The 21,018-nt window shown below is 71.8% G+C and carries 20 protein-coding genes and 1 riboswitch; of the genes, 11 read left to right on the forward strand and 9 right to left on the reverse strand.

The genetic code is table 11. From position 1 onward, the window contains the following. The first annotated feature begins 49 nt into the window (after nucleotides 1–49). The 5 genes from mshD to pstB all read left to right on the forward strand — a co-directional run bounded on the left by mshD (nucleotide 50) and on the right by pstB (nucleotide 5,374). Nucleotides 50–976 (forward strand): mycothiol synthase, encoded by a 927-nt coding sequence (gene mshD, locus V6U86_RS25395; RefSeq protein ID WP_334507261.1) that lies wholly within the window; start codon nucleotides 50–52, stop codon nucleotides 974–976. 291 nt (nucleotides 977–1,267) lie between these two features. Further along, nucleotides 1,268–2,377 carry a phosphate ABC transporter substrate-binding protein PstS gene (gene pstS / locus V6U86_RS25400; RefSeq protein ID WP_334507263.1) on the forward strand — a complete coding sequence of 370 codons (1,110 nt, stop codon included), beginning with the start codon at nucleotides 1,268–1,270 and terminating at the stop codon, nucleotides 2,375–2,377. Nucleotides 2,378–2,403: 26 nt separating this feature from the next. Then, on the forward strand, nucleotides 2,404–3,495 hold the full coding sequence (pstC, locus tag V6U86_RS25405) for a phosphate ABC transporter permease subunit PstC (RefSeq protein WP_334507265.1): 1,092 nt from the start codon (nucleotides 2,404–2,406) through the stop codon (nucleotides 3,493–3,495). Next, the gene (gene pstA, locus V6U86_RS25410; RefSeq protein WP_334507267.1) at nucleotides 3,492–4,580 is read left to right on the forward strand and encodes a phosphate ABC transporter permease PstA; all 1,089 of its coding nucleotides are present in this window, start codon (nucleotides 3,492–3,494) and stop codon (nucleotides 4,578–4,580) included. Before pstC ends, pstA begins: the two co-directional genes overlap by 4 nt. A 17-nt stretch (nucleotides 4,581–4,597) precedes the next feature. Next, the gene (pstB, locus tag V6U86_RS25415) at nucleotides 4,598–5,374 is read left to right on the forward strand and encodes a phosphate ABC transporter ATP-binding protein PstB (RefSeq protein ID WP_334507409.1); all 777 of its coding nucleotides are present in this window, start codon (nucleotides 4,598–4,600) and stop codon (nucleotides 5,372–5,374) included. A 421-nt stretch (nucleotides 5,375–5,795) separates the two neighbouring features. On the opposite strand, the gene V6U86_RS25420 is transcribed toward pstB, so the two are convergent. After that, entirely contained in the window at nucleotides 5,796–6,629 is an 834-nt protein-coding gene (locus V6U86_RS25420) for an NUDIX hydrolase (RefSeq protein WP_334507269.1), read from the reverse strand. Nucleotides 6,630–6,908: 279 nt separating this feature from the next. Here V6U86_RS25420 and V6U86_RS25425 point away from each other — a divergent pair, with 279 nt between their 5' ends. Then, nucleotides 6,909–7,877 (forward strand): Gfo/Idh/MocA family protein, encoded by a 969-nt coding sequence (locus tag V6U86_RS25425; RefSeq protein ID WP_334507271.1) that lies wholly within the window; start codon nucleotides 6,909–6,911, stop codon nucleotides 7,875–7,877. 57 nt (nucleotides 7,878–7,934) lie between these two features. Here V6U86_RS25425 and V6U86_RS25430 read toward each other — a convergent pair whose 3' ends face one another. The 4 genes from V6U86_RS25430 to V6U86_RS25445 form a co-directional block, all read right to left on the reverse strand. After that, the gene (locus V6U86_RS25430) at nucleotides 7,935–8,942 is read right to left on the reverse strand and encodes an inorganic phosphate transporter (RefSeq protein WP_334507273.1); all 1,008 of its coding nucleotides are present in this window, start codon (nucleotides 8,940–8,942) and stop codon (nucleotides 7,935–7,937) included. A 4-nt stretch (nucleotides 8,943–8,946) separates the two neighbouring features. Next, nucleotides 8,947–9,573: a DUF47 domain-containing protein gene (locus V6U86_RS25435; RefSeq protein ID WP_334507275.1), complete on the reverse strand. Its 627-nt coding sequence runs from the start codon at nucleotides 9,571–9,573 to the stop codon at nucleotides 8,947–8,949. Nucleotides 9,574–9,700: 127 nt separating this feature from the next. Continuing rightward, complete coding sequence (locus tag V6U86_RS25440; RefSeq protein ID WP_334507277.1) at nucleotides 9,701–10,642, reverse strand: PPK2 family polyphosphate kinase; 942 nt, start codon at nucleotides 10,640–10,642, stop codon at nucleotides 9,701–9,703. Between the two features lie 53 nt (nucleotides 10,643–10,695). Continuing rightward, nucleotides 10,696–11,202: a DUF402 domain-containing protein gene (locus V6U86_RS25445; RefSeq protein ID WP_334507279.1), complete on the reverse strand. Its 507-nt coding sequence runs from the start codon at nucleotides 11,200–11,202 to the stop codon at nucleotides 10,696–10,698. A gap of 101 nt (nucleotides 11,203–11,303) precedes the next feature. Between V6U86_RS25445 and V6U86_RS25450 the strand changes: the two genes are divergently transcribed. Then, complete coding sequence (locus tag V6U86_RS25450; protein WP_334507281.1) at nucleotides 11,304–13,508, forward strand: ATP-dependent DNA helicase; 2,205 nt, start codon at nucleotides 11,304–11,306, stop codon at nucleotides 13,506–13,508. A 182-nt stretch (nucleotides 13,509–13,690) separates the two neighbouring features. Here the strand turns inward: V6U86_RS25450 and V6U86_RS25455 are convergent, their stop codons facing one another. Next, nucleotides 13,691–15,001 (reverse strand): AI-2E family transporter, encoded by a 1,311-nt coding sequence (locus V6U86_RS25455; protein WP_442935010.1) that lies wholly within the window; start codon nucleotides 14,999–15,001, stop codon nucleotides 13,691–13,693. Between the two features lie 160 nt (nucleotides 15,002–15,161). Here V6U86_RS25455 and V6U86_RS25460 point away from each other — a divergent pair, with 160 nt between their 5' ends. After that, entirely contained in the window at nucleotides 15,162–15,500 is a 339-nt protein-coding gene (locus tag V6U86_RS25460) for a GroES family chaperonin (RefSeq protein ID WP_030327790.1), read from the forward strand. Between the two features lie 93 nt (nucleotides 15,501–15,593). Continuing rightward, entirely contained in the window at nucleotides 15,594–15,761 is a 168-nt protein-coding gene (locus V6U86_RS25465; protein ID WP_334507286.1) for a hypothetical protein, read from the forward strand. A 51-nt stretch (nucleotides 15,762–15,812) separates the two neighbouring features. Here the strand turns inward: V6U86_RS25465 and V6U86_RS25470 are convergent, their stop codons facing one another. Further along, nucleotides 15,813–17,303 (reverse strand): PrsW family intramembrane metalloprotease, encoded by a 1,491-nt coding sequence (locus V6U86_RS25470; RefSeq protein ID WP_334507288.1) that lies wholly within the window; start codon nucleotides 17,301–17,303, stop codon nucleotides 15,813–15,815. 23 nt (nucleotides 17,304–17,326) lie between these two features. After that, nucleotides 17,327–17,447, forward strand: a riboswitch (SAM riboswitch). A 46-nt stretch (nucleotides 17,448–17,493) separates the two neighbouring features. On the opposite strand from V6U86_RS25470, the gene V6U86_RS25475 reads away from it, so the two are divergent. Beyond that, nucleotides 17,494–18,744 (forward strand): aminotransferase class V-fold PLP-dependent enzyme, encoded by a 1,251-nt coding sequence (locus V6U86_RS25475; protein WP_334507290.1) that lies wholly within the window; start codon nucleotides 17,494–17,496, stop codon nucleotides 18,742–18,744. A gap of 13 nt (nucleotides 18,745–18,757) precedes the next feature. Here V6U86_RS25475 and V6U86_RS25480 read toward each other — a convergent pair whose 3' ends face one another. After that, the gene (locus V6U86_RS25480) at nucleotides 18,758–19,993 is read right to left on the reverse strand and encodes an FUSC family protein (RefSeq protein WP_334507292.1); all 1,236 of its coding nucleotides are present in this window, start codon (nucleotides 19,991–19,993) and stop codon (nucleotides 18,758–18,760) included. A gap of 106 nt (nucleotides 19,994–20,099) precedes the next feature. Here V6U86_RS25480 and V6U86_RS25485 point away from each other — a divergent pair, with 106 nt between their 5' ends. Then, complete coding sequence (locus V6U86_RS25485; RefSeq protein WP_334507294.1) at nucleotides 20,100–20,756, forward strand: HD domain-containing protein; 657 nt, start codon at nucleotides 20,100–20,102, stop codon at nucleotides 20,754–20,756. Here the strand turns inward: V6U86_RS25485 and V6U86_RS25490 are convergent. Continuing rightward, the gene (locus tag V6U86_RS25490) at nucleotides 20,728–21,012 is read right to left on the reverse strand and encodes a DUF4031 domain-containing protein (RefSeq protein WP_334507296.1); all 285 of its coding nucleotides are present in this window, start codon (nucleotides 21,010–21,012) and stop codon (nucleotides 20,728–20,730) included. The genes V6U86_RS25485 and V6U86_RS25490 overlap by 29 nt on opposite strands. Nucleotides 21,013–21,018: the final 6 nt, after the last annotated feature.

Raw genomic sequence — 21,018 nt, forward strand, 5'->3', positions numbered from 1 at the left:
TTACCGCGACGGTCCGGGCGTCACGACAGGCAGCGGATACGGTGGCGGAATGAGCAGCGCGGAGCCGACCAGCGACCAGGTGACCAGGACCGACCGACTGGCGTCGGCGGAGATCGCCGACGTACTGGCCCTCGCCAGTTCCGCGGGTGACACCGACGGCGCGGACCCGCTCGACGAACACGTCCTGCTGCGGCTGCGTGACCCCGACGCCCCCGCCGTGCACCTGATCGCCCGCGCCGACGACAGCACCCTCACCGGGTACGCGCACCTGGACACCACCGACCCGGTCGGCGGAATCGGGGTCGAGCTGGTGGTGCACCCCGCGTACCGGCGACGGGGCACCGGTCGGGCGCTGGCCCGGGGCGTACTCGCCTCGGCCACCGGGCCGCTGCGGGCGTGGGCGCACGGCGACCACCCGTCGGCCGCCGCGCTCGCCGTCGACCTCGGCTTCACCCGCGCCCGGGTGCTCTGGCAGTTGCGCCGGCCGTTGGCCGCCCCGCTGGGTGAGCTGCGCCTGCCCGACGGGGTGGCGCTGCGCGCGTTCCGGCCCGGGGCGGACGACGCGGCCTGGCTGGCCCTCAACGCACGGGCCTTCGCCGAGCACCCCGAGCAGGGCCGGTGGACGTCGGACGACCTGCGGGTCCGCCTCGCCGAGCCGTGGTTCGACCCGGCGGGCTTCCTGCTCGCCGAGGAGACCGCGACCGGCCGGCTGCTCGGTTTCCACTGGACCAAGGTGCACGAGCGGCCGGGGTCGGCCCGGATCGGCGAGGTGTACGTCCTGGGAGTGGAGCCGACCGCGCACGGCGGCGGGCTCGGCCGGGCCCTGACCACCGCCGGGCTGGCCCATCTGCGGGACAAGCGCGGCCTGGACCGGGTGATGCTCTACGTGGACGACTCGAACACCGGTGCCGTCGCGCTCTACGAACGGCTGGGTTTCGCCCGCTGGTCCGCGCACATCAACTACCACCTGGGCTGACCGTCGACTGCGGCCCTGATCGGGTCACCGGTGGGTAACGGCCGGGCGTCGGCGACATAACGGCGAAACGGAAATATGCCCATACTTCCGACAGGGGTGCCCGGGTTCACTTAACGGACAACTCACCCTCAGCGAGCGGTCACCTGAGCGGCCGTACGTGTTCACCTTGCGTTCACTTGCGACCGGCAAACCGGCTACCTGGCACTTCTAACTTTCGTGTCAGCCGGTCAGTGCCGGTCCTCGGGCCCCGGGATCGGGGTGCCAAGTCAGACGCGAAGGGAAACCCCTCAGGTGAAGCTCCAGCGGTACGGCGCGATTGCCGGCCTCGCTCTTGCTGCGACGCTCGGTCTCAGCGCATGCGGCTCGGACAACAACGAGCCCGCCCCCGGCGCCAGCGCTTCGGGCTCGGCCGCCGCGGTCGACTGCGCCACCGGCACGCTGAACGCCCAGGGCTCGTCGGCGCAGAAGAACGCCATGGCCGAGTGGATCAAGGCGTACCAGCAGAAGTGCCAGGGCACCACGATCAACTACGAGGCTTCCGGCTCGGGCGCCGGCATCCAGGCGTTCATCGCCGGGACCGCCGACTTCGCCGGCTCCGACTCCGCGCTCAAGCCGGAGGAGCAGCCGCAGGCCGACGCCAAGTGCGTCGGAGGCAAGGCCCTCAACCTCCCGATGGTCATCGGCCCCGTCGCGGTCGTCTACAACGCCGGCAGCGGCGTGGACAACCTCCAGTTCAAGCCGGCCACCCTGGCGAAGATCTTCGCCGGCACGGTGACCAAGTGGGACGACGCGGCCATCAAGGCCGACAACCCGGGTGCCACGCTCCCGTCGACCGCCATCCAGACGGTCCACCGCTCCGACGAGTCGGGCACCACGGACAACTTCACCAAGTACCTGTCGAAGACCGCCGAGTCGGACTGGACCTTCGGCAACGCCAAGGCGTGGAAGGCTCCGGGTGGTATCGGTGCCGCCAAGTCCGACGGCGTGGCCAGCAAGGTCAAGAGCACGGTCGGCACGATCAGCTACGTCGAGTGGTCGTACGCGGAGAACTCCAGCCTGAACATGGCCAAGGTGCAGAACGGTGCTGGCGAGTGGGCCGCGCTGACCGCCGAGTCGGCCGGCAAGACCATCGCCGGGGCGAAGGTCGAGGGCCAGGGCGACGACCTCAAGCTGGCGATCGACTACAACACCACGGAGGCCGGGGCCTACCCGATCGTCCTGGCGACGTACGAGATCGTCTGCAGCAAGGGCCTCGCGGCCGACAAGCTGCCGCTGGTCAAGGGGCTGCTGGGCCACGCGGCCAGCGCCGAGGGCCAGAACTCGCTGACCGACCTGGGCTACGCCCCGCTGCCGGAGTCGGTCCGCGCCAAGGTCGAGACCGCGGTCAAGAACCTCTCCTGACCTCACCAATCGAATCGAGCGAGCAGATGGGTGAAACCCCTCACCGCTCGGCCGACGCCGGCACCGGCGGGACGCGCGTGACCCAGAGTCACGAGTGGCCCGCCGGTGCCTCGGCGCGTGTGGCCGAGGCACCAGTCAGCACCCGTACCCCGGGCGGCACCGGGCTGGGCGGCGGCGGCGCGCTGCCACGCAGCCGCAGGTTCGGCGCCGAGCGGGCCTTCCGCGGTCTCACGCTAGCCGCCGGCACAACGGTTCTGGTCATCATCGCCGCCATCGCGATCTTCCTGATCGCCAAGGCGGTGCCGGCCCTACGCGCCAACACCGAGAACTTCTGGACCTTCGAGGGTTGGTTTCCGAACGACAGCCCGCCCACGTTCGGCATCGGCGCACTCGCCTTCGGCACGGTGCTCACCGCCGCACTGGCGCTACTCATGGCCGTGCCGGTGGCCATGGGCATCGCGCTCTACCTGTCCCACTACGCCCCCCGCAGGCTCGGCAACAGCCTCGGCTTCCTGATCGACCTGCTGGCCGCCGTACCCAGCGTGGTATTCGGCCTCTGGGGCCGCGACTACCTCATCGGCCCGGTCTCGGACCTCTCGGTCTGGCTCAACAAGTACTTCAGTTGGATCCCGATCTTCGGCGGCGACGGCCCCTACGGCAACTCGATCCTGCTCGGCTCACTCGTACTGGCCATCATGATCCTGCCGATCGTCACCTCACTCAGCCGCGAGGTGTTCCTCCAAACGCCGACGGCCAACGAGGAGGCCGCCATCGCCCTGGGCGCCACCCGCTGGGAGATGTTGCGTACTGCGGTGCTGCCCTACGGCCGCCCCGGCATCATCGCCGCGGTCATGCTTGGCCTGGGTCGCGCGCTGGGCGAGACAATCGCGCTGGCGTTGACCCTCGGCTCTACCTACGCCATCTCGTTCAACCTGCTCGAATCCGGTGGCAACACCATCGCGGCCAACATCGCAAACCGGTTCGCCGAGGCGAACGAGACCGGGCGGGGCGCCCTGATCGCCTCCGGCCTCGTGCTGTTCGCGATCACTTTGATCGTCAACATCATCGCGCGGACGATCATCTACCGTCGCCGGGAGTTCACGGAGTCCGCCGCATGACCACCACCGCCACCTCCCACCGCACCCGGCCGCCAGCCCAGCCAGACTCACTGCGGGCACGACGGCTGCCCCGGTACGCCGCGCCGGCCGTCGCCGTGGCGGCCCTCGCGCTCTCCGCCGTGGTCGTCTACGGTGCCTCCATCGGAGGCCCGGTCCTGGTGATCGTCCTCGGCGCGGTGTTCTACCTGGTCGGGCTCTTCGCCGCGGCCAACGCGGTTGAGGGGCGGCGCTCCGCCCGCAACCGCACCTGGAGCGCGCTGATCCACTCCGCGTTCGTGTTGGCGGTGCTGCCGCTCGCATCGGTCGTCTGGACCCTGGTCAGCAAGGGCGCCGAACGGCTGGACGGCAACTTCTTCAACACCTCGATGAACAACATCGGGGCCCGCGATCCGAACGGTGGCGCTTACCACGCGATCATCGGTACGTTGGAGCAGGTCGGCATCGCCACCCTGATCACCGTGCCGCTCGGCATTCTCTGCGCGATCTACATCGTCGAGTACGGCAGGGGTAAGTTCGCCTTCGCGATCCGGTTCTTCGTGGACGTGATGACCGGCATCCCGTCGATCGTCACCGGCCTCTTCGTGCTGGCGTTCTGGGTGCTGATCGTGTCGCCGTGGTTCAACGACGGCCGGCCGAGCTTCTCCGGCTTCGCCGCCGCGCTGGCCCTCGCCGTACTGATGCTGCCGACCATCGTCCGGTCCACCGAGGAGATGCTCCGCCTCGTGCCGGCCCCGCTGCGGGAGGGCGCCTACGCGCTCGGCGTACCCAAGTGGAAGACGATCCTGCGGGTGGTGCTGCCCACGGCGCTACCCGGCATCGTCACCGGCGTCATGCTCGCAATCGCCCGTGCGGCTGGCGAGACCGCACCGGTGCTCCTGGTCGCCGGCGGTGGCGCGGCGATCAACTTCAATCCCTTCGAGAACAACCAGTCGTCGCTGGCCCTCTTCGTCTACCAGCAGGCCGGCGAAGCGTCGAAGTACGCGCCGGAGCGGGCGTGGACTGCTGCACTCACCCTGGTCGCCCTCGTGCTCATCCTGACGATCGCGGCGAAACTGCTGGCCCGTCGCAACAGGATCAGCCGATGAACCCCGGAGGTACCACCATGGCCAAGCGCGTCTCCGCCACGAACGTCACCGCGTACTACGGCGGCTTCAAGGCGATCGAGAACATCAACCTGACGGTCGAACCTAAGACGGTCACCGCTCTCATCGGGCCGTCCGGTTGCGGCAAGTCGACGTTCCTGCGGTCGATCAACCGGATGCACGAGGTGCTGCCGGGGGCCCGGGTCGAGGGCAGCCTGACCATCGACGACGAGGACATCTACGACCGGGACGTGGACGTCACCGCGGTCCGGCGCACGATCGGCATGGTCTTCCAGCGGCCGAACCCGTTCCCCACCATGAGCATCTTCGAGAACGTGGTGGCCGGGCTGAAGCTCAACGGGGTCCGCAAGAAGTCGATCCTGGAGGACGCGGCCGAGAAGGCCCTGCGCGCCGCGAACCTGTGGGGCGAGGTCAAGGACCGGCTGGGCAAGCCCGGCGCGGGCCTCTCCGGCGGTCAGCAGCAGCGGCTCTGCATCGCCCGGACCATCGCGGTCGAGCCGCAGGTCGTCCTGATGGACGAGCCGTGCTCCGCCCTGGACCCGATCTCCACACTGGCGATCGAGGACCTGATGTTCCAGCTAAAGGACAAGTTCACGATCATCATCGTGACGCACAACATGCAGCAGGCCGCGCGGGTGTCGGACCGGACCGCCTTCTTCTCGATCGAGAAGACCGGCGACCCGGGCCGGCTGATCGAGTACGACAACACCCAGAAGATCTTCAGCAACCCGAGCGTGAAGAAGACCGAGGACTACATCACCGGCCGCTTCGGCTGAGCCGACCACGTCCGGTCACCGGCGCCCCGCCTCCCGGCGTGGGCGCCGGTGCCATGTCCGCCGCCGACACCGCGCAGCCCCGCCCCGCCGCCCCGCCCCGCGGCCCCACCGCGCCCCACCGCGCGGCCCCCACCGCGCGGCCCCACCGCGCGGCCCCACCGCGCGGCCGGGCCATCCCGCCCCCGCCGCCCCCGCAAGATCGCGCTCGAACATGGAAGTAGTGGTTTCCTTCGCGCGACCAAACCACTACTTCCTGGATCGAGCACGATCTTGCGGCGGCGGCGGCGGCGGCGGTGGTGGTGGTGGTGGTGGTGGTGACGGCGGCGGCGGCGGGGGCAGCGGCGGCGTGCATCGAGGGGGCGCAAACAGCGAGCGCGCGCGGGCGGGCGGGTGGGCCGAGACTGCGACGAAGTGTGCGGGCTCAGCCCAGGACGAAGCGGGGTTCGCCGTCCGGGGGCAGGTCCAGGCGCGGGGTGACTGGGCTGGCGGCGTCTCGATCGGCCGCCGCCCGCGCCACCCCAGCCAGGTCTCCGGCCGCCGCCACCTGGGCCAGCGTGACCAGGGTCGGTGGCAGCATGGTCAGCTCGCCGGCCTGCGCGCGGGCCAGCGCGTCCGCCGGGCGAATCCACAGGGTGTGGTCGGCCTCGCCGGAGACGTCGCGGGTCCGTTGTCCTGCCGGCAGCAGGGCGATGAAGAAGTACGTGTCGAAGCGGCGCGGCTCGAACTCGGGCGTGATCCACCGGCTCCACGGCAGCAGCAGGTCCGATCGGAGGGTGAGCTGACGGTCGGCGAGCAGCGCCGAGAAGCCAAGCCGCCGTCCCTCCAGGTCCTGCCGGGCCGCCTCCCAGTCGTCGCCGCTGACGTCGCCTACGACGGTCTCCCGGTTCGGACCGGCGAGCAGCACACCCGCCTCCTCGAAGACTTCCCGTGCGGCGGCGCAGACCACCGCCTGCGCGGCGTCCGGGGCCACGCCGAGCCGACCCGCCCACTCGTCCGGCGTCGGCCCCGCCCAGTCGAGGTGCGCCTCCGAGTCGGAGCGGTCCACGCCGCCGCCCGGGAAGGCGTACATCCCGCCGAAGGTCATCGCGGCGACCCGGCGGATGACGTACACCTCGAAGTCGGCGTCGGTCGGACGCAGCAGCAGCACGGTGGCCGCGACGCGCGGCGTGGCCGGGGTGCCACCCTCGGCCTGGAACCGGCGGGCGTGCTCGACCAGGGCGGCCGGGGCGGCGAAGCCGGCACTGTCGATCGTCATGCCCGCGAGCCTAGTTCCCGCCGGGGGAACGCCGGCCGCGCGCTGGGCGATGGAGCGGTCGGCTCGGTCGGCTCGGTCGGCTCGGTCGGCTCGGTCGGCTCGGTCGGCTCGGTCGGCTCGGTCGGCGAGCATGATGACTCTGAGGCATCAATATGTCTAAGAGTCATCACGCTCATCAGGGCGTCAGGCCCGAGGCGTCGGCCGGGCAGCGGGAGCAGGCCGGGCAGCGGGAGCAGGCCGGGCAGCGGGCGGTTCACCTGGCTCGGTTAGCGTTCCGGCATGACTCGTTGGGGCATCCTGGCCACCGGCCACATCGCCAGCCGTTTCGCCGAAGACCTCCGGCTGGTGCCGGACGCCGAGTTGGTCGCGGTCGGTTCCCGCGCCGCGGAGAGCGCACAGCGCTTCGCCGACACGTACGGCGCGAAGCGCGCCTACGGCTCCTGGGTGGAGTTGGCCGCCGACCCGGAGGTGGACGCGATCTACGTGGCGACTCCGCATTCCGCGCACTACGAGGCGGCGATGACCTGCCTCACCGCCGGGCGGGCGGTGCTGTTGGAGAAGCCGTTCACCCTCGACCTGGCCACCAGCACCGAGTTGGTGGAGACCGCCCGCGCCGCCGGGGTCTTCCTGATGGAGGCCATGTGGATGCGACTGAATCCGATGGTCCTCCGGGTGGTCGAGCTGATTGCAGACGGGGCGATCGGCACGGTGACCGGCGTCCGGGCCGACTTCGGGGTGGCCGGGCCGTTCCCGCCGGAGCACCGGATGCGCAACGCAGCGCTGGGCGGGGGCGCCCTGCTCGACCTGGGGATCTACCCGATCAGTCTGGCTCACCTGCTGCTCGGGGTGCCGCAGCACATCCGGTCCTGGGCGCAGCTCGGCCCGGAGGGGACGGACGAGAACACCGGCGTCCTGTTCGGTTACGACACCGGGGCCCTGGCAACCCTGAGCTGCGGCATGGTCGGGTTGAGCGGGCAGACCGCCTCGATCACCGGCACCACGGGGCGGATCGACCTGCCGGAGCCGTTCTTCCGGCCGGGTTCGGTGACCCTGCACCGGGCCGGCGCGGAGCCGGAGACGATCGTCGCTGAGGAGGCCGGCAACGGCTACCAGTACGAGGCGATCGAGGTGCAGCGCTGCCTGGCCGCCGGCCTGACCGAGAGCCCGATGGTGCCGCACGCCACCACCCTTGAGGTGATGGCCCTGCTGGACACGGTCCGCGAGCAGATCGGCGTCAGGTACGTCTGAAACAGCGCAAGGGCCCCCGGCCACGGCGAGACCGCGATCGGGGGCCCTTGCCGAAACTCAGCCGAAGAGCGGCCGGACCAGCAGGTAGGTGAGGCAGGCGATCAGCGCGGCGGCCGGGAACGTGACGATCCAGGCGATCACGATGTTGCCGGCGACGTTCCAGCGGACCGCGGAGAGTCGCTTGGTCGCGCCCACACCCATGATCGCCGAGGTGATGGTGTGGGTGGTGGAGATCGGTGCCTTCAGCACCAGGGCGTTGAAGTAGAGCACCGCGCTGGCCACCGTCTCGGCGGCGAAGCCCTCCGGCGGACCCAGGTCGATGATCTTACGACCGAGGGTGCGGATGATCCGCCAACCACCGGCGTACGTGCCCAGCGCCAGCATCGTCGCCGAGGTCCAGAACACCCAGCCGGGGATGTGGGACTTGTCGTCCTGGAAGCCACCCGTGTAGAGGGCGAGCACCACGATGCCCATGGTCTTCGCGGCGTCCTGCATGCCGTGACCGACCGACATGGCGGCCGCCGAGGCGGTCTGCGCCCAGCGGAAGCCCCGGTTGAGCTTGCCCGGCTGCCCCTTCCGGAACAGCCAGAGGATGGCCAGCATCAGCACGTAGCCGAGGGTGAGGCCGACGATCGGCGAGAGCACCATCGGCAGGATGACCTTCTCGCCGATGGTGACCCACTGGACGATGCCGCCGGCCGACAGCAGGGTCGCGCCGACCAGGCCGCCGAAGAGCGCGTGCGAGGACGACGATGGCAGGCCGAAGTACCAGGTGATCAGGTTCCAGGCGATGGCGCCGAGCACACCGGCGAAGACCACACCGAGGCTTTCGACCCCGGTGGGCAGGGTGACCAGTCCGTCTCCGACGGTCTTGGCCACGCCCGCACCGAAGTGCGCGCCGATGAAGTTGCCCACGGCGGCTAGCGCCAGGGCGATCCGGGGTGTCAGCGCCCGAGTGGAGACGCTTGTCGCGATCGCGTTGGCAGCGTCGTGGAAGCCGTTGGTGTAGTCGAACGCCAGGGCAACCGCGATCACCGCCAGCACGGCGATGAGTTCGGGAGACACCGGCTCAGGACTCCTTGACGGCGATGGTCTCGACGGTGTTGGCGACGTGCTCGAAGGCGTCGCAGGCGGCCTCCAGCTCGTCGGCGACCTCCTTCATCTTCAGCACCGTCAACGCGTCGTACTCACCGGAGAAGAGGCGGACGAGCAGCTGCCGGTTGATCCGGTCGCCCTCGTTCTCCAGCCGGTTGCACTCGATCCAGTAGTCCTCGAGATCCTTCATCGACTTCAGCCGGGGCATCGCCTCGGCGGTCAGCTTGGCCTGCTGGTCGAGCACGTTGACCATCTCGTGCAGCTCGCGGGGCAGCGCCGGCAGCTCGGTCAGCCCGTACAGGTAGAGCAGGTCGCCGACCGCCTCCAGGTGGTCCATCACGTCGTCCAGCAGCGAGCCGAGCCGGTAGATGTCCTCCCGGTCGAAGGGGGTGATGAACGTGGAGTTGATCTTCTTGTACAGCTCGTGGGTGATCTGGTCGCTGTCGTGCTCGACCTCGGTCAGCCGCTCACTGACGGACTGCACGTCCACGCCGGGCAGGGCCAGCTCGTTGAGCAGCGCGGTGCCCCGGACCAGGTTCTGCGCGGCCCTGGTGAAGAGCTCGTAGAAGGCGCCCTCGGTGGGGCGGAAGGAAAACTTCACAGCACAGACCTCGTCGCGTCGGTGGAAGGGTGGCGGCACCCGAGAGCGCCCGCTCGGTGAATGCTAGGAAACGGCGGAACCGGGAAATCGCCGGCCCACCCCTGGCCAGGCACCATTCACCGCTCGTTCATCTGCCGTTCACCTCGACCGCCCCACCGGCACCCGCTCCCCCAGCCAGGAGGCGGTTCCGCTCCCGTGCCACGTCGAAATCGGCAGCCGGATACCCCAGATCGAGCGTGTCGAACGTCTCACGCAGCAGGTGGGCCACTGCCCAATCCCGGTACCACTTGCGGTCCGCCGGCACCACGAACCACGGCGCGGCGTCCGTGCCGCACCGGTTCAGGGCCTCGGCGTACGCGGCCTGGTAGTCGTCCCAGTGCCCTCGCGAGTCGATGTCGGAGGGGTTGTACTTCCAGTGCTTGCGCGGGTCGGTGAGCCGGCCCAGCAGGCGCTTGCCCTGCTCGGCGTACGAGATGTGCAGCATCACCTTGATCAGGGTCACGCCGCCTTCGGTCAGCTCCCGCTCGAACGCGTTGATCTCGTCATAGCGGGCTCGCCAGGTCGCCTCCGGCACCAACGAGGCGACCCGGGCGATCAACACGTCCTCGTAGTGCGAACGGTTGAACATCCCCACGTACCCCGGCGGCGGCAGCTCCCGTCGGATCCGCCAGAGGAAGTCGTGCCGCAGCTCCTGGCGCGTCGGCGGCCCGAACGAGCGGATGTGCAGGCCCAGCGGGTTCATCGCGCCGGCCACCCGCTTGATCGTGCCGTCCTTGCCGCCACAGTCCATGGCCTGAAGCACCAACAGCACCCGGTGCGCCGGGCGTTCCGACCTGGTCCTGGCCATCGCGAAGAGCATCTCCTGCTGCCGGCCCAACTCCTCGCCGACCAGCTCCACCTGCTCCCGCGCCCAGGTCTTACGGTGCTCGCCGCGGCCCGCCGGCTCCGGCAGGCCGGGCATGGACCGTGGGTCGATCGCGCCGAGATCCACCGGCGCGGTGACCCGCAGCAGTTCCCGCACCGAGCCGCCGTCCGGCGCCACGATCTGCAGTTGCTGGGGTGCGCTCATGCACGGATCATCACCCACCCGCCGCCTTTCCGCCCGCTGAGCGCCGCGCGGCGTCAGACCACCAGGGCCAACCACTTGCGGTACGCGGTGGCGAACGGCTCGGTGCCGTCGCCCAGGGCCCCGAACAGCCGCTGTGCCGCGGCCTCCGCCTCGGCCACCACGTCGTCCGGGTAGCCGAACCGGGCCCGGTGCTCGGCGAACTCGTCCTCGTCGAGCAGCTCCACCAGCCCGGTGGCCCGACGCCGGACGACGTCCAGGTCCAGGTCGATCAGGTGGACCGTGTCGTCGGACTCCCAGCGGGCCGGGGTCGTGATGTCGCAGTAGACCTCGCTGGTGCGGGGCGGGGGGTTGAACATTGCCGTCCACCAGCCGCGATGTGGCACCAACAGCACGAACGGGATCTTCTCCACCGAGGGCCGACCGTGGTAGACGGACTGGGTGCCCTCGGGCACGCCGAGCCAGATGCCGAGGTCGTCCTCCGTGAGCCGGCGGGCCGGGTAGTCGCGGTGGGCGCTGCCGTCGTACTTGCGGTAGATCACTCGGACCATGTCGCTCGGCATGATTCGCACCCTAACCGATACTGCCCACGCGTCGTAGCGCGGCCGTAACCGGACGACGTCGCCGCATCGCCCTACCCGGCCGGCATCGCGCCACGCGGCGGATGGGCGCGGCCGGTGTCGGCGGTGCCGGGTACCGTCGCACGGTGACTCCGCCCCGCACCGCCACCGGTTCCGCCACCCCGTCGGCCCGTGCGAAGGGCCGGCGGCGGGGTGCCCGGCCCAGCGGCACGGAGCTGCTGGCGGCGGCGGTCGGCGCGGTGCCCGGCGGCGCGGAACGCCCCGGCCAGCTGCAGATGACCACGGCGATCGAGGAGTGCGTGGCCGGCGGCGAGCACCTGCTCGTCCAGGCCGGCACCGGCACCGGCAAGTCGCTGGCGTACCTCGCGCCGGCGCTCACCGTGGACGGCCCGGTGGTGGTCTCCACCGCCACCCTGGCGTTGCAGTCCCAGCTGGTCGACCACGACCTGCCCCGGCTCGCCGACGCGGTCGAGCCGGTGCTCGGCCGTCGGCCCACCTTCGCCGTGCTCAAGGGCCGCCACCACTACCTCTGCCTGGCCCGACTGGACAATTCCACCGAGGAGGAGCCGGAGGACACCCTCTTCGACGCCCCGGCGGCGCGTCCCGGCGGCGGGACGAAATGGCTCGGTGAGGCGGGCCGGTTGGGCAAGCAGATCGAGCGGCTGCGGGACTGGGCCGAGAAGACCGCCACCGGCGACCGGGACGAACTGGACCCAGGCGTCGACGATCAGGCCTGGCGGCTGGTGTCGATGCCGGCCCGCGAGTGCGTCGGTGCGACCCGTTGCCCCTTCGGGCAGGAGTGCTTCGCCGAGGCGTCGCGGGCCCGTGCCCGCGAGGCCGACATCGTGGTGACCAACCACAGCCTGCTCGCGGTCGACATGCTCGCCGGCCGGCACATCGTGCCGCCGCACAAGCTGCTCATCGTCGACGAGGCGCACGAGCTGGCCGACCGGGTCTCCTCCGCCGCCCAGGCGGAGCTGGTGCCGGAGCTGATCGACCGGACCACCCGGCGGGCCCGTACGCTGCTGCGCCCGGAGACCGCCGAGGCGCTCACCGCCGCCGGCGACGCCCTCGCGGTCGGCCTGGCCGAGGCGCCGGCCGGGCGGATCACCGCGGGGTTGCCGACGCCACTGCGGGAGGCGTGCACGCTGCTCGACGCGGCGACCCGCGCGGCCCTGGACACGATCGGCGACGTCAAGTCCGACGACCCCGACCCGGTGCGCAAGCAGCAGGCCAAGGCCGCCCTGGACGAGCTCTCCACCACCGCGCAGCGGTTGCTGGAGGAGGGCGACCACGACGTGGCCTGGGTGGAAAAGAACGACAGCGGCAGCCGGCGGGCGCTGGTGGTCGCGCCGCTGTCGGTGGCCGGCACCCTCGCCACCCACCTGTACGACGAACGCACAGTCGTCGCCACCTCGGCGACCCTGGCGCTCGGTGGCCGGTTCGACACGGTCGCCCGCGCCCTCGGGCTGGACGCGCCACCGCCCGCCCCGCCGACCCCCGCCGCCGCCGCGCTGGCCGCCCGCACCGGTCCGGGCCGTCCGGCGGCCGAGACGCCCGGCCACCGCCTCGCGGGTGACGTCACACCGAACGCCGTCGTACCGGCCACCGAGGGCCCCGGGTGGCGGTCACTCGACGTCGGTTCGCCGTTCGACTACGCCCGACAGGGCATCCTGTACGTCGCCGCGCACCTTCCCCGCCCCAGCGTCTCCGGGCTGCCCGAGGCTGCCGGAGAGGAGCTGCTCGGGCTGGTCCAGGCACTCGGTGGTCGTACTCTCGGGCTCTTCTCCTCCCGGCGGGCCGCGCAGCAGGCGGCGGAGCTGGTGCGCGCGCGGACCGACCTGCCGGTGCTGCTCCAGGGTGAGGAGGCGCTGCCGCTGCTGGTGCGTCGCTTCCGCGAGGAGCGCGCCAGCTGCCTGTTCGGGGTGATGTCGCTCTGGCAGGGGGTGGATGTGCCGGGTGACGCCTGCCAGCTCGTCGTCGTCGACCGGCTGCCCTTCCCACGGCCGGACGAACCGCTGGCGGCTGCCCGCGCGGCGGCCGTGGACGCGGGCGGCGGCTCCGGCTTCGCCGCGGTCAGCGTGCCGATCGCGGCGGTCCGGCTGGCCCAGGGTGTGGGCCGGCTGATTCGCGCCACCGGCGACAAGGGCGTGGTCGCGGTGCTCGACTCCCGGCTGGAGACGGCCCGGGGCTACGGGCCGTTCCTGCGCCGTTCGCTGCCCCCGTTCTGGTACACGACCCGCCCCGAGGTGGCCCGGGGCGCCCTGGAGCGCCTGGCCAAGTCCTGACCCGCCCCGCCCCGCCCCGCCACGCCACGGCGCACGGCGCACGGCGCACGGCCAAGATCGCGCTACAACATGGAAAGAGTGGCCTCCCCGCTGCGGGAGGCCACTCTTTCCATGTTCGTGCGTGATCAGGCGGCCGACGGCGTGGCCCAGCGGGTCCGGGCGCACAAGGCGCGGGCGCGGTCTTACGGGGCCTGGGAGGCGACGACCACGGCGTCGGGCGGGGTGTCCGGGACCCTTCGGGCGGCAAGCCGGCGGACGGCGGTGTTCAGCACCGCGATGAGCGGTACGGAGACCAACGCGCCGGTGATGCCGGCGAGCACGACACCGGCGGCGATGCCGATGATCACCGCGAGCGGGTGCAGGGCGACCGCCCGGCCCATGATCAGCGGTTGCAGCACGTGCCCCTCGATCTGCTGCACGCCGATCACCGCACCAAGGATGATCAACGCGGTGACCGGGCCGCTGTCGACGAGGGCCACCAGCACCGCCACGCCACCGGAGAGCGCCGCACCGACGATCGGGATGAACGCGCCGAGGAAGACCAGCGCGGCCAGCGGGAAGGCGAACGGGATGTCGAAGACGACCAGGAAGATGCCGATGCCGACCGCGTCGATGAAGGCGACCAGCACGGTCGCGCGGACGTAGGCGACAAGCGTCTGCCAGGAGGCGCGGCCCGCGTCGTCGACCTTCCACCGGGCGGCCACCGGCAACAGCCGGACCAGGAAGCGCCAGATCCGGTTGCCGTCGCGCAGGAAGAAGAACGTCGCGAACAGGACCAGCAGCGTGCCGGTGAGCACCTCGGCCAGCGTCGCGGCGGTGCTCAGCGCGCCGCTGGTGAACCGCGAGGTGTTGTTGTTGATCCAGGCCTGCGCCTCGTCGATGTAGCGGTCGAGCTGGGTGTCCGAGAGGTGCAGCGGGCCCGTCTTCAGCCAGTTCTGGATCTGCCGGACACCTTCCGACGACTTCTGGCTCAGCTCCGGTACGCCCCGAATGAACTCGTTGACCACCAGCGTCAGCGTGCCGATCACCGCGACCAGACCGCCGACCAGCACCACCGCCGTCGCCAGCGACCGGGGGAACCGGACCCGCAGCAGCCAGCCCACCGCCGGTGCGAGCAGCGCGGAGAGCAGCAGCGCGATGGCCAGCGGAATGATCACGATCTTGATCGTGCCGACGATCCGCAGCAGCGCCCAGGCCACCACCCCGATCACGATCAGTCGCCAACACCACGCGGCGGCGATGCGCAGCCCGTGCGGAACGTCGGCGTCGTCCCGACTGGAGGTGGAGCTGTGCAGGTCCGTCGGGGGTTCCGCGCCGTAGACCGTGGCGTTCGGTGGCGCGGCCGGCCCCGGCACGCCCGGCGACGCCACCCGGGCGTCCGCCGACGCGTCGTCCAGCGCGTCACTCACCGCGCCCTCGTCGGCCCGCGTCGACACCTGTCGTGACTGGTAAGCGCGGCGAAGCCGCCGGCGTACCCGCTCGAAGCGGCTCAAGCGCACCTCCTGGCAGAGAACCCGGCCCGCCCAGGGCGACAGGTCGGACAGCATACGTCCGTTCCCGACACCATAGGGGGGTTCCGCGACACAATGCCCCGGCCACCTACGGCGTAACCACCGGCGGGCCGCCGTCGGCCCACACGGTAGCGTCTGCGGCGTGACCGCCGACAACGATCTCGACGCCGGCCTGCCGATCCGCCTGCTGCACGACCGCGTGCTGGTCCGAATGGAGGGCAGCGAGGGCGAACGCCGCTCCACCGCTGGCATCGTCATTCCGGCGACCGCCGCGGTCGGCAAGCGCCTCGCCTGGGCCACCGCGGTCGGGGTGGGGCCGAACGTCCGCGCCATCGTCTCCGGCGACCGGGTGCTCTTCGACCCGGATGACCGCTCCGAGGTCGAGCTGCACGGCCGCGGTTACGTGCTGCTACGGGAGCGGGACGTGCACGCCGTCGCCGCCGAGCGGATCGAGAACGACTCGACCGGCCTCTACCTCTGACGCACCTCCCCCGGCCACCAGGCACCGTCGCGCACCGTTTGCCCGGCCGCACGACGGGAAGCCATCCGGCGACCGTGGCCCTGGGGAGGGACGATGCCGGTATTCGTGAAGAAACTGTTGACCTGGGGCAGTGTCGCGTTCCTGATCTACTTCATGGCCTTCCGGCCGGACGGCGCCGCGCAGATCTTCCGGGCCATCGGGGCCGCGTTGATCGCGATGTTCCAGGGCTTCGGTGACTTCCTCACCTCGCTGATGACGTGAACCGCTCCGCCTGACCTGAGCCGCCTGGCCTGAGCCGGCAGCCGGCAGCCGTCACTGGTGCGTCGGCGGCCAGGGCGGCGCCGATCGCGGGCCGGGCCAGCCGGGCGGGGCGTACCCCATTGGGGCCGGGGCGGGCGCCAACACCACCGGAATCGGCACCACCGGCTCGTCCGGCGCGTCCACCGGGCGTTGGCTGCCGTCCGGGAAGCGCAGCAGGTAGCGGTTGCCGTCCCAGACTCCCGCCGGGGCCTGCGGGTCCCGACCGACGAAGAACGACCGGTACGCGGTGATCGCGTCCAGCAACTCCCGCTCCTCGCGTGCGGTCCGCTCCTGGTCGGCGGGCTTGCGGTCCAGGCCGCGCAGCGCCCCGTCGCGCAGCAGGGCCAACCGGGTCGCGGCGGACTGGTAACCCCGCATCGCCCGCACCCCGCCGTCGCCGGCCACCCGCCGCGCCCAACTGCGGGCGGCGTGCCGCCTGCCGAGACTGCTCAGCGCGGCCACCTCGGGCGGGCTGAGCCAGCCGGCGCGTACGTAGTCGGGCAGGACCCGCTCGGTGAGCCGCCCCTCCCAGGCGCGCAGCCACAGCGCCAGCCCCACGGTGCCGAAGAAGACCGGCACCATGAGGCCCAGGAAGCCGTACAGCATGATCATGGCCTCACCGGTGGCCTGGGTCAGCGTGGGCAGCAGGTTCCACGTGCCGTGCAGCATCATCGCCAGCAGCAGGCCGGCGATCGGAGCGAGCACCCGGATGCGCCGGTCGGCCGTCCGGGACGCGATGCCCAGCCCCACACCGGTCATCGAGGTGAAAAGGGGATGGGCGAACCCGAACAGCAGGATCCGCAGGATGAAGATCGCGATGACCTGTTGGATGCCGGTGGCCGGGCCGTAGCGGTCGGCGCCGGACGCATACCCCAACCCGCCCAGGTAGAGGATGTTCTCCACCATCGCGAAGCCGACCGCGGCGAGCCCGCAGTAGACCAGGCCGTCGGTGATCCCGGACCACTCACGACGGCGGAACACCAGCAGCAGGATCGGGCCCAGCGCCTTGGTCAGCTCCTCGATGAACGGCGCCACCAGCACCCCGGTGAGCGCGGACGGCAGGCCCCAGTCGGCGAAACGGTTGGCCGCGAAGTCGTTCACCGTCAGCGAGGCGGCGGTGGAGACGAACGCGCCCCAGGCGAAACAGAAGATCAGATACTTCAGCGGCTCGGGTTCGTACCGGTCCAACCAGAGGAAACAGCCGACCAGCACCGGCACCGGCAGGATGGCGGCGACCACCCCGATCAGCAGGGCCTGCGCACCGAGCGACTGGCCGAGCGTGAAGACCATGAACACCGCGCACGCCGCGATGAGCAGCACCACCCCGGCCAGCACCAGGAACCGCCGCCAGCCAAGCCGGCGCAGCGGCATCCGGGGCGTCTCGCCCACTGGCGGGACGGCGGGCGCAGGCTGAGTGGCGGGCGACGGCGGCAGCGGTGAACCGGGCGGGGTGTCGTCCATGCGGTCAGCGTAGCCATCCGCTGCCGGCTCGTTCGGTCGCATCGGTAGCCGCTATGCTGCCGGCAGGTCACGAGCGCCAGCGTCAAGCCCCGGCTTGCTGGCCGGCAACCCTCGTCGAGTTCGCGGTGGGGTGCCCCGGGTGATGACCGGGCCCAGCCCGATCGGCGTGCTGGGCAAGCGCGGACCCCGTCCCGATGTCGCACCCGGGGTCCCTGACCCCGGAGGTTCCGGCGTGTCCGTCACTCTCGTTCCCTCGCTGCCCACCCTGCCGTCCGCGCCGCTCGACGTCCTCGGCGTACCCGGTGAGATCAACTTGGACTACGCGGCCAGCGCACCGTGCGCGCGGGCCGCCGCCGACGCGGTGACCGAACTGCTGCCCTGGTACGCCAGCGTGCATCGCGGAGCGGGAGCGCTGTCGCGGCGCTGCACCCTCGCGTACGAGCAGGCCCGGCAGACGGTCGGCGACTTCTTCGGCGCTCGCGCCGACGATCACGTCATCTTCACCCGCAACACGACTGACGCACTCAACCTGCTGGCGCGGGCCGTGCCGGCCGGCACGACGGTCGTCACGTTCGCCGGCGAGCACCACGCCAACCTGCTGCCCTGGCCGCGCGGATCGGTGCGGCTGCCGGTGCCCACCGATCCCGACGGGGCGGTACGCGATCTCGCCGCCGCCCTCACCGAGCTGCGTCGGGGCAGCAGCCCGGCGCTGCCGGTGCTGGTCGCGGTGACCGGTGCGAGCAACGTGACCGGTGAGCGGTGGCCGGTCGCCGAACTGGCGCGGGTGGCCCACCGGCACGGTGCCCGGATCGTGCTCGACGCCGCGCAACTCGCCCCGCACGCCCCGGTCGACCTGCTGACGCTCGACGTCGACTACCTGGCCGTGTCCGGTCACAAGCTGTACGCGCCGTTCGGTGCGGGCGTGCTGATCGGCCGCGCGGACTGGCTGGACGCCGCCCCGCCGTACCTGGCCGGCGGTGGGGCCACCAGCCACGTCGGGCCGGCCACCCACGACGTGACCTGGGCGACCGGCCCGGCCCGACACGAGGGTGGCACGCCGAACCTGCTCGGCGCGGTTGCGCTGGCAGCGGTGTGCGCGGCGCTCGACGACGCCGACCGGGCCGCGCTGGCCGCCCACGAGCAGGCCCTCCTGGCCCGGCTGCGGACCGGCCTCGCCGCCCTGCCGCACGTCGTCGAGCTGCGCACCTTCGCCCCGGACGCGCCCCGGGTCGGCATCGTGTCGTTCGTGGTCGCCGGGTGGGATTCCACCGAGGTGGCCACGCGGCTGGCCGCCGAGCACCACATCGGCGTACGGGACGGGTTGTTCTGTGCCCACCCGCTGGCCCGGCGGCTGCTCAGCGAGGCGGCGGGGCGTACCGGCCGGCGGGACCTGCCGCCCACCGCGCTGCGCGCCAGCATCGGGCTGGGCAGCACGGCCGCCCAGGTGGACCGGCTGATCGCCGCGCTGGCCGAGCTGGGCTGAGGCCGGCCGGCGCTCAGCCGATCGGCGGGGCGGTGGGTGGCTTCGGTGTCTCGCCGGGCTCGGCGGGCTCACCAACCGGGCGCTCCTGCTCGCCGAAGGCGGTGCGGATCCACCGGTTCGCCTCCTCCTGCTCGATTCCGGAGGCGACCAGCAGGTCGCTCGCGGTGGTGCGGATCTGGGCGATCACCACGCTGCCGGAGAAGCCGACCCCCTCGCCGTACGCCCGGCCGGCCTCGCTGACCGCGCGCAGCGACCGTTCCCGGGCCTTCTCCGGCTCCTCGCCGGCGGCGAACTCGTGCTTGAGCAGCCGGACCGACTCGGCGAGGTGGCCGATCGCGTCCGGCATCGGATCGGGCACCGGCTCCTCGTCCTCGATCAGGGTGACGGAACGGCGGATCAGCGTGCCGCTGTTGCGCATCGCCCGGTCGATCGGGTCGGCCGCCTCCGCGTAGTGGATCAACTCGCTGCGACGGTGCCAGCGGGCCGGGGAGAGGGTGGCGGTCTCCTTCGCGCCCTCGATCGCCTCGCCCAGCGTGGCCAGCTCCTCCTTGTTGTTGCGCAGCCGATCCAGTGCGGCCTGGATGCCGGTGCGGTCCCGGTTGCGCAGCCCGTCGGCGGTGGCGTCGAGCTGGGTGGCGAGCAGGTCCAGGGCGGGTCGGGCGGCCCGGTTGATCACTCGGAGTGGGTTCAGCGGCAGCAGCACCGCAGTGACCAGCAGCGCGATCCCACCGCCGAGGAACGCGTCGACGAAGCGGGGGATCTCCAGATCCTGGGTCGACGGGCTCAGCGTCACGATCAGCACCGCCGTGGCAGCCGCCTGGATGACGATCGCCACGCTCGCCCCCGCGAAGATGGTGAACAGGATCGCCACAGTGACCACCAGGCCGAGCTGCCACGCCCCGGTCCCGAGCAGGTAGATCAGGAAGTCGCCGATCGCCACCCCGATGCCGACCCCGACGATCAGCTCCACGGTCCGGCGGAACCGCTGGCCGACCGAGGCGGCCAGGGTGCCGACCGCGGAGATCGGCGCGAAGACCGGTTGCGGGTTGCCGAGCACCTTGTGCGAGATCAGGTACGCGATCCCCGCAGCCAGCCCGGCCTGCACCGCGAGCCCGCCGGCCATCCGTACCCGGTGCAGCCGGTCGTGCAGGGTGGCTCGACCGCGATGGCGCAGCTGTTCGGTGGCCTCGGCGATCCGCGCGCCGTCGATGTCCACCAGCCCGTCGCGCAGCGCGGTACGTCGCACCATCGGAGGTCGCTTGTCCCGGGCCACGGCCATGGGCGCGACTACCCGTGGTGGGCTCGCTGAATCCTCCCGTCCGGCGCGTCGCGGTCGGATGCGGCAGACTCGGGCGGTGGTTGATCTGCTGGACCGGTGGCGGGCGGCGGCCCGGGATTCCGGCGCGAGGTCCGATCCGGATACGACCCGGGCCGGGGAGATGGTGATCGCCCGGTGGCGGGAGCCGCACCGGCACTATCACACGCTGGCCCATCTGACGGCGGTGCTCGATGTGGTGGACCAGCACGCCGACCTGGCCGGTCGGGCCGACGTGGTCCGGCTGGCGGCCTGGTTCCACGACGCGGTCTACGACCCCCGAGCCGCTGGCGACGCCAACGAACAGGACAGCGCGGCACTGGCCGGGAACGTGCTCACCGGGCTCGGGGTGCCGACGTCCGAGGTGGCCGAGGTACGCCGGCTGGTGCTGCTCACCGCCGGGCACTCGGTGGCGCCGGACGACCTCGACGGCGCGCTGCTCTGCGATGCGGACCTGGCCGTGCTGGCCGCGCCGCCGGCCCGCTACGAGCGGTACGCGGCGGCGATCCGCCGGGAGTACGCCCATGTGCCGGAGCCGGCCTTCCGGGCTGGGCGGGCCGCGGTGTTGACCGGCCTGCTGGCGCTGCCCGCGCTGTTCCGACTGCCGCCGCTGGCGACCCGGTGGGAAGAGCCCGCCCGGGACAACGTGCGCCGCGAACTGGCCGCGCTCACCGGGGAGCCGGAGAACGCGGGCTGACCAGGTGCTTCGGGCGACGCAGCCCGGTGGCGCGGAGCAACTGGACCAGTTCCCGGCTCGGCACCACCCGCGCACCGAGCCACACCGCCGCCGCGAACCGGTCGGCTGGAATGTCGTAGTGGTCCCTGTCGAAACCGCGTCGGGGCGCGCCGAGCGTCTCGGCGAAGGCGTGCAGTTCGGCGTACGAGACGTCACTGATCAAGTGCGACCAGAGCCGACCGCGCCACGGCCAGGCCGGCCGGTCCAGGTAGAGCATGGTGCC

This window comes from Micromonospora sp. CPCC 205558, from assembly GCF_036902955.1.
In the GTDB taxonomy this organism is placed as follows: domain Bacteria; phylum Actinomycetota; class Actinomycetes; order Mycobacteriales; family Micromonosporaceae; genus Micromonospora.

Excerpts from the sequence above, each read along its gene's own strand:
- mshD (WP_334507261.1), top strand. The coding sequence starts at position 50 with ATGAGCAGCGCGGAGCCGACCAGCGACCAGGTGACCAGGACCGACCGA.
- pstC (WP_334507265.1), top strand. The coding sequence starts at position 2,404 with ATGGGTGAAACCCCTCACCGCTCGGCCGACGCCGGCACCGGCGGGACG.
- pstA (WP_334507267.1), top strand. The coding sequence starts at position 3,492 with ATGACCACCACCGCCACCTCCCACCGCACCCGGCCGCCAGCCCAGCCA.
- pstB (WP_334507409.1), top strand. The coding sequence starts at position 4,598 with ATGGCCAAGCGCGTCTCCGCCACGAACGTCACCGCGTACTACGGCGGC.
- V6U86_RS25420 (WP_334507269.1), bottom strand. The coding sequence starts at position 6,629 with ATGACGATCGACAGTGCCGGCTTCGCCGCCCCGGCCGCCCTGGTCGAG.
- V6U86_RS25425 (WP_334507271.1), top strand. The coding sequence starts at position 6,909 with ATGACTCGTTGGGGCATCCTGGCCACCGGCCACATCGCCAGCCGTTTC.
- V6U86_RS25440 (WP_334507277.1), bottom strand. The coding sequence starts at position 10,642 with ATGAGCGCACCCCAGCAACTGCAGATCGTGGCGCCGGACGGCGGCTCG.
- V6U86_RS25445 (WP_334507279.1), bottom strand. The coding sequence starts at position 11,202 with ATGCCGAGCGACATGGTCCGAGTGATCTACCGCAAGTACGACGGCAGC.
- V6U86_RS25450 (WP_334507281.1), top strand. The coding sequence starts at position 11,304 with ATGGGCGCGGCCGGTGTCGGCGGTGCCGGGTACCGTCGCACGGTGACT.
- V6U86_RS25465 (WP_334507286.1), top strand. The coding sequence starts at position 15,594 with ATGCCGGTATTCGTGAAGAAACTGTTGACCTGGGGCAGTGTCGCGTTC.
- V6U86_RS25470 (WP_334507288.1), bottom strand. The coding sequence starts at position 17,303 with ATGCGACCGAACGAGCCGGCAGCGGATGGCTACGCTGACCGCATGGAC.
- V6U86_RS25480 (WP_334507292.1), bottom strand. The coding sequence starts at position 19,993 with ATGGTGCGACGTACCGCGCTGCGCGACGGGCTGGTGGACATCGACGGC.
- V6U86_RS25490 (WP_334507296.1), bottom strand. The coding sequence starts at position 21,012 with ATGCTCTACCTGGACCGGCCGGCCTGGCCGTGGCGCGGTCGGCTCTGG.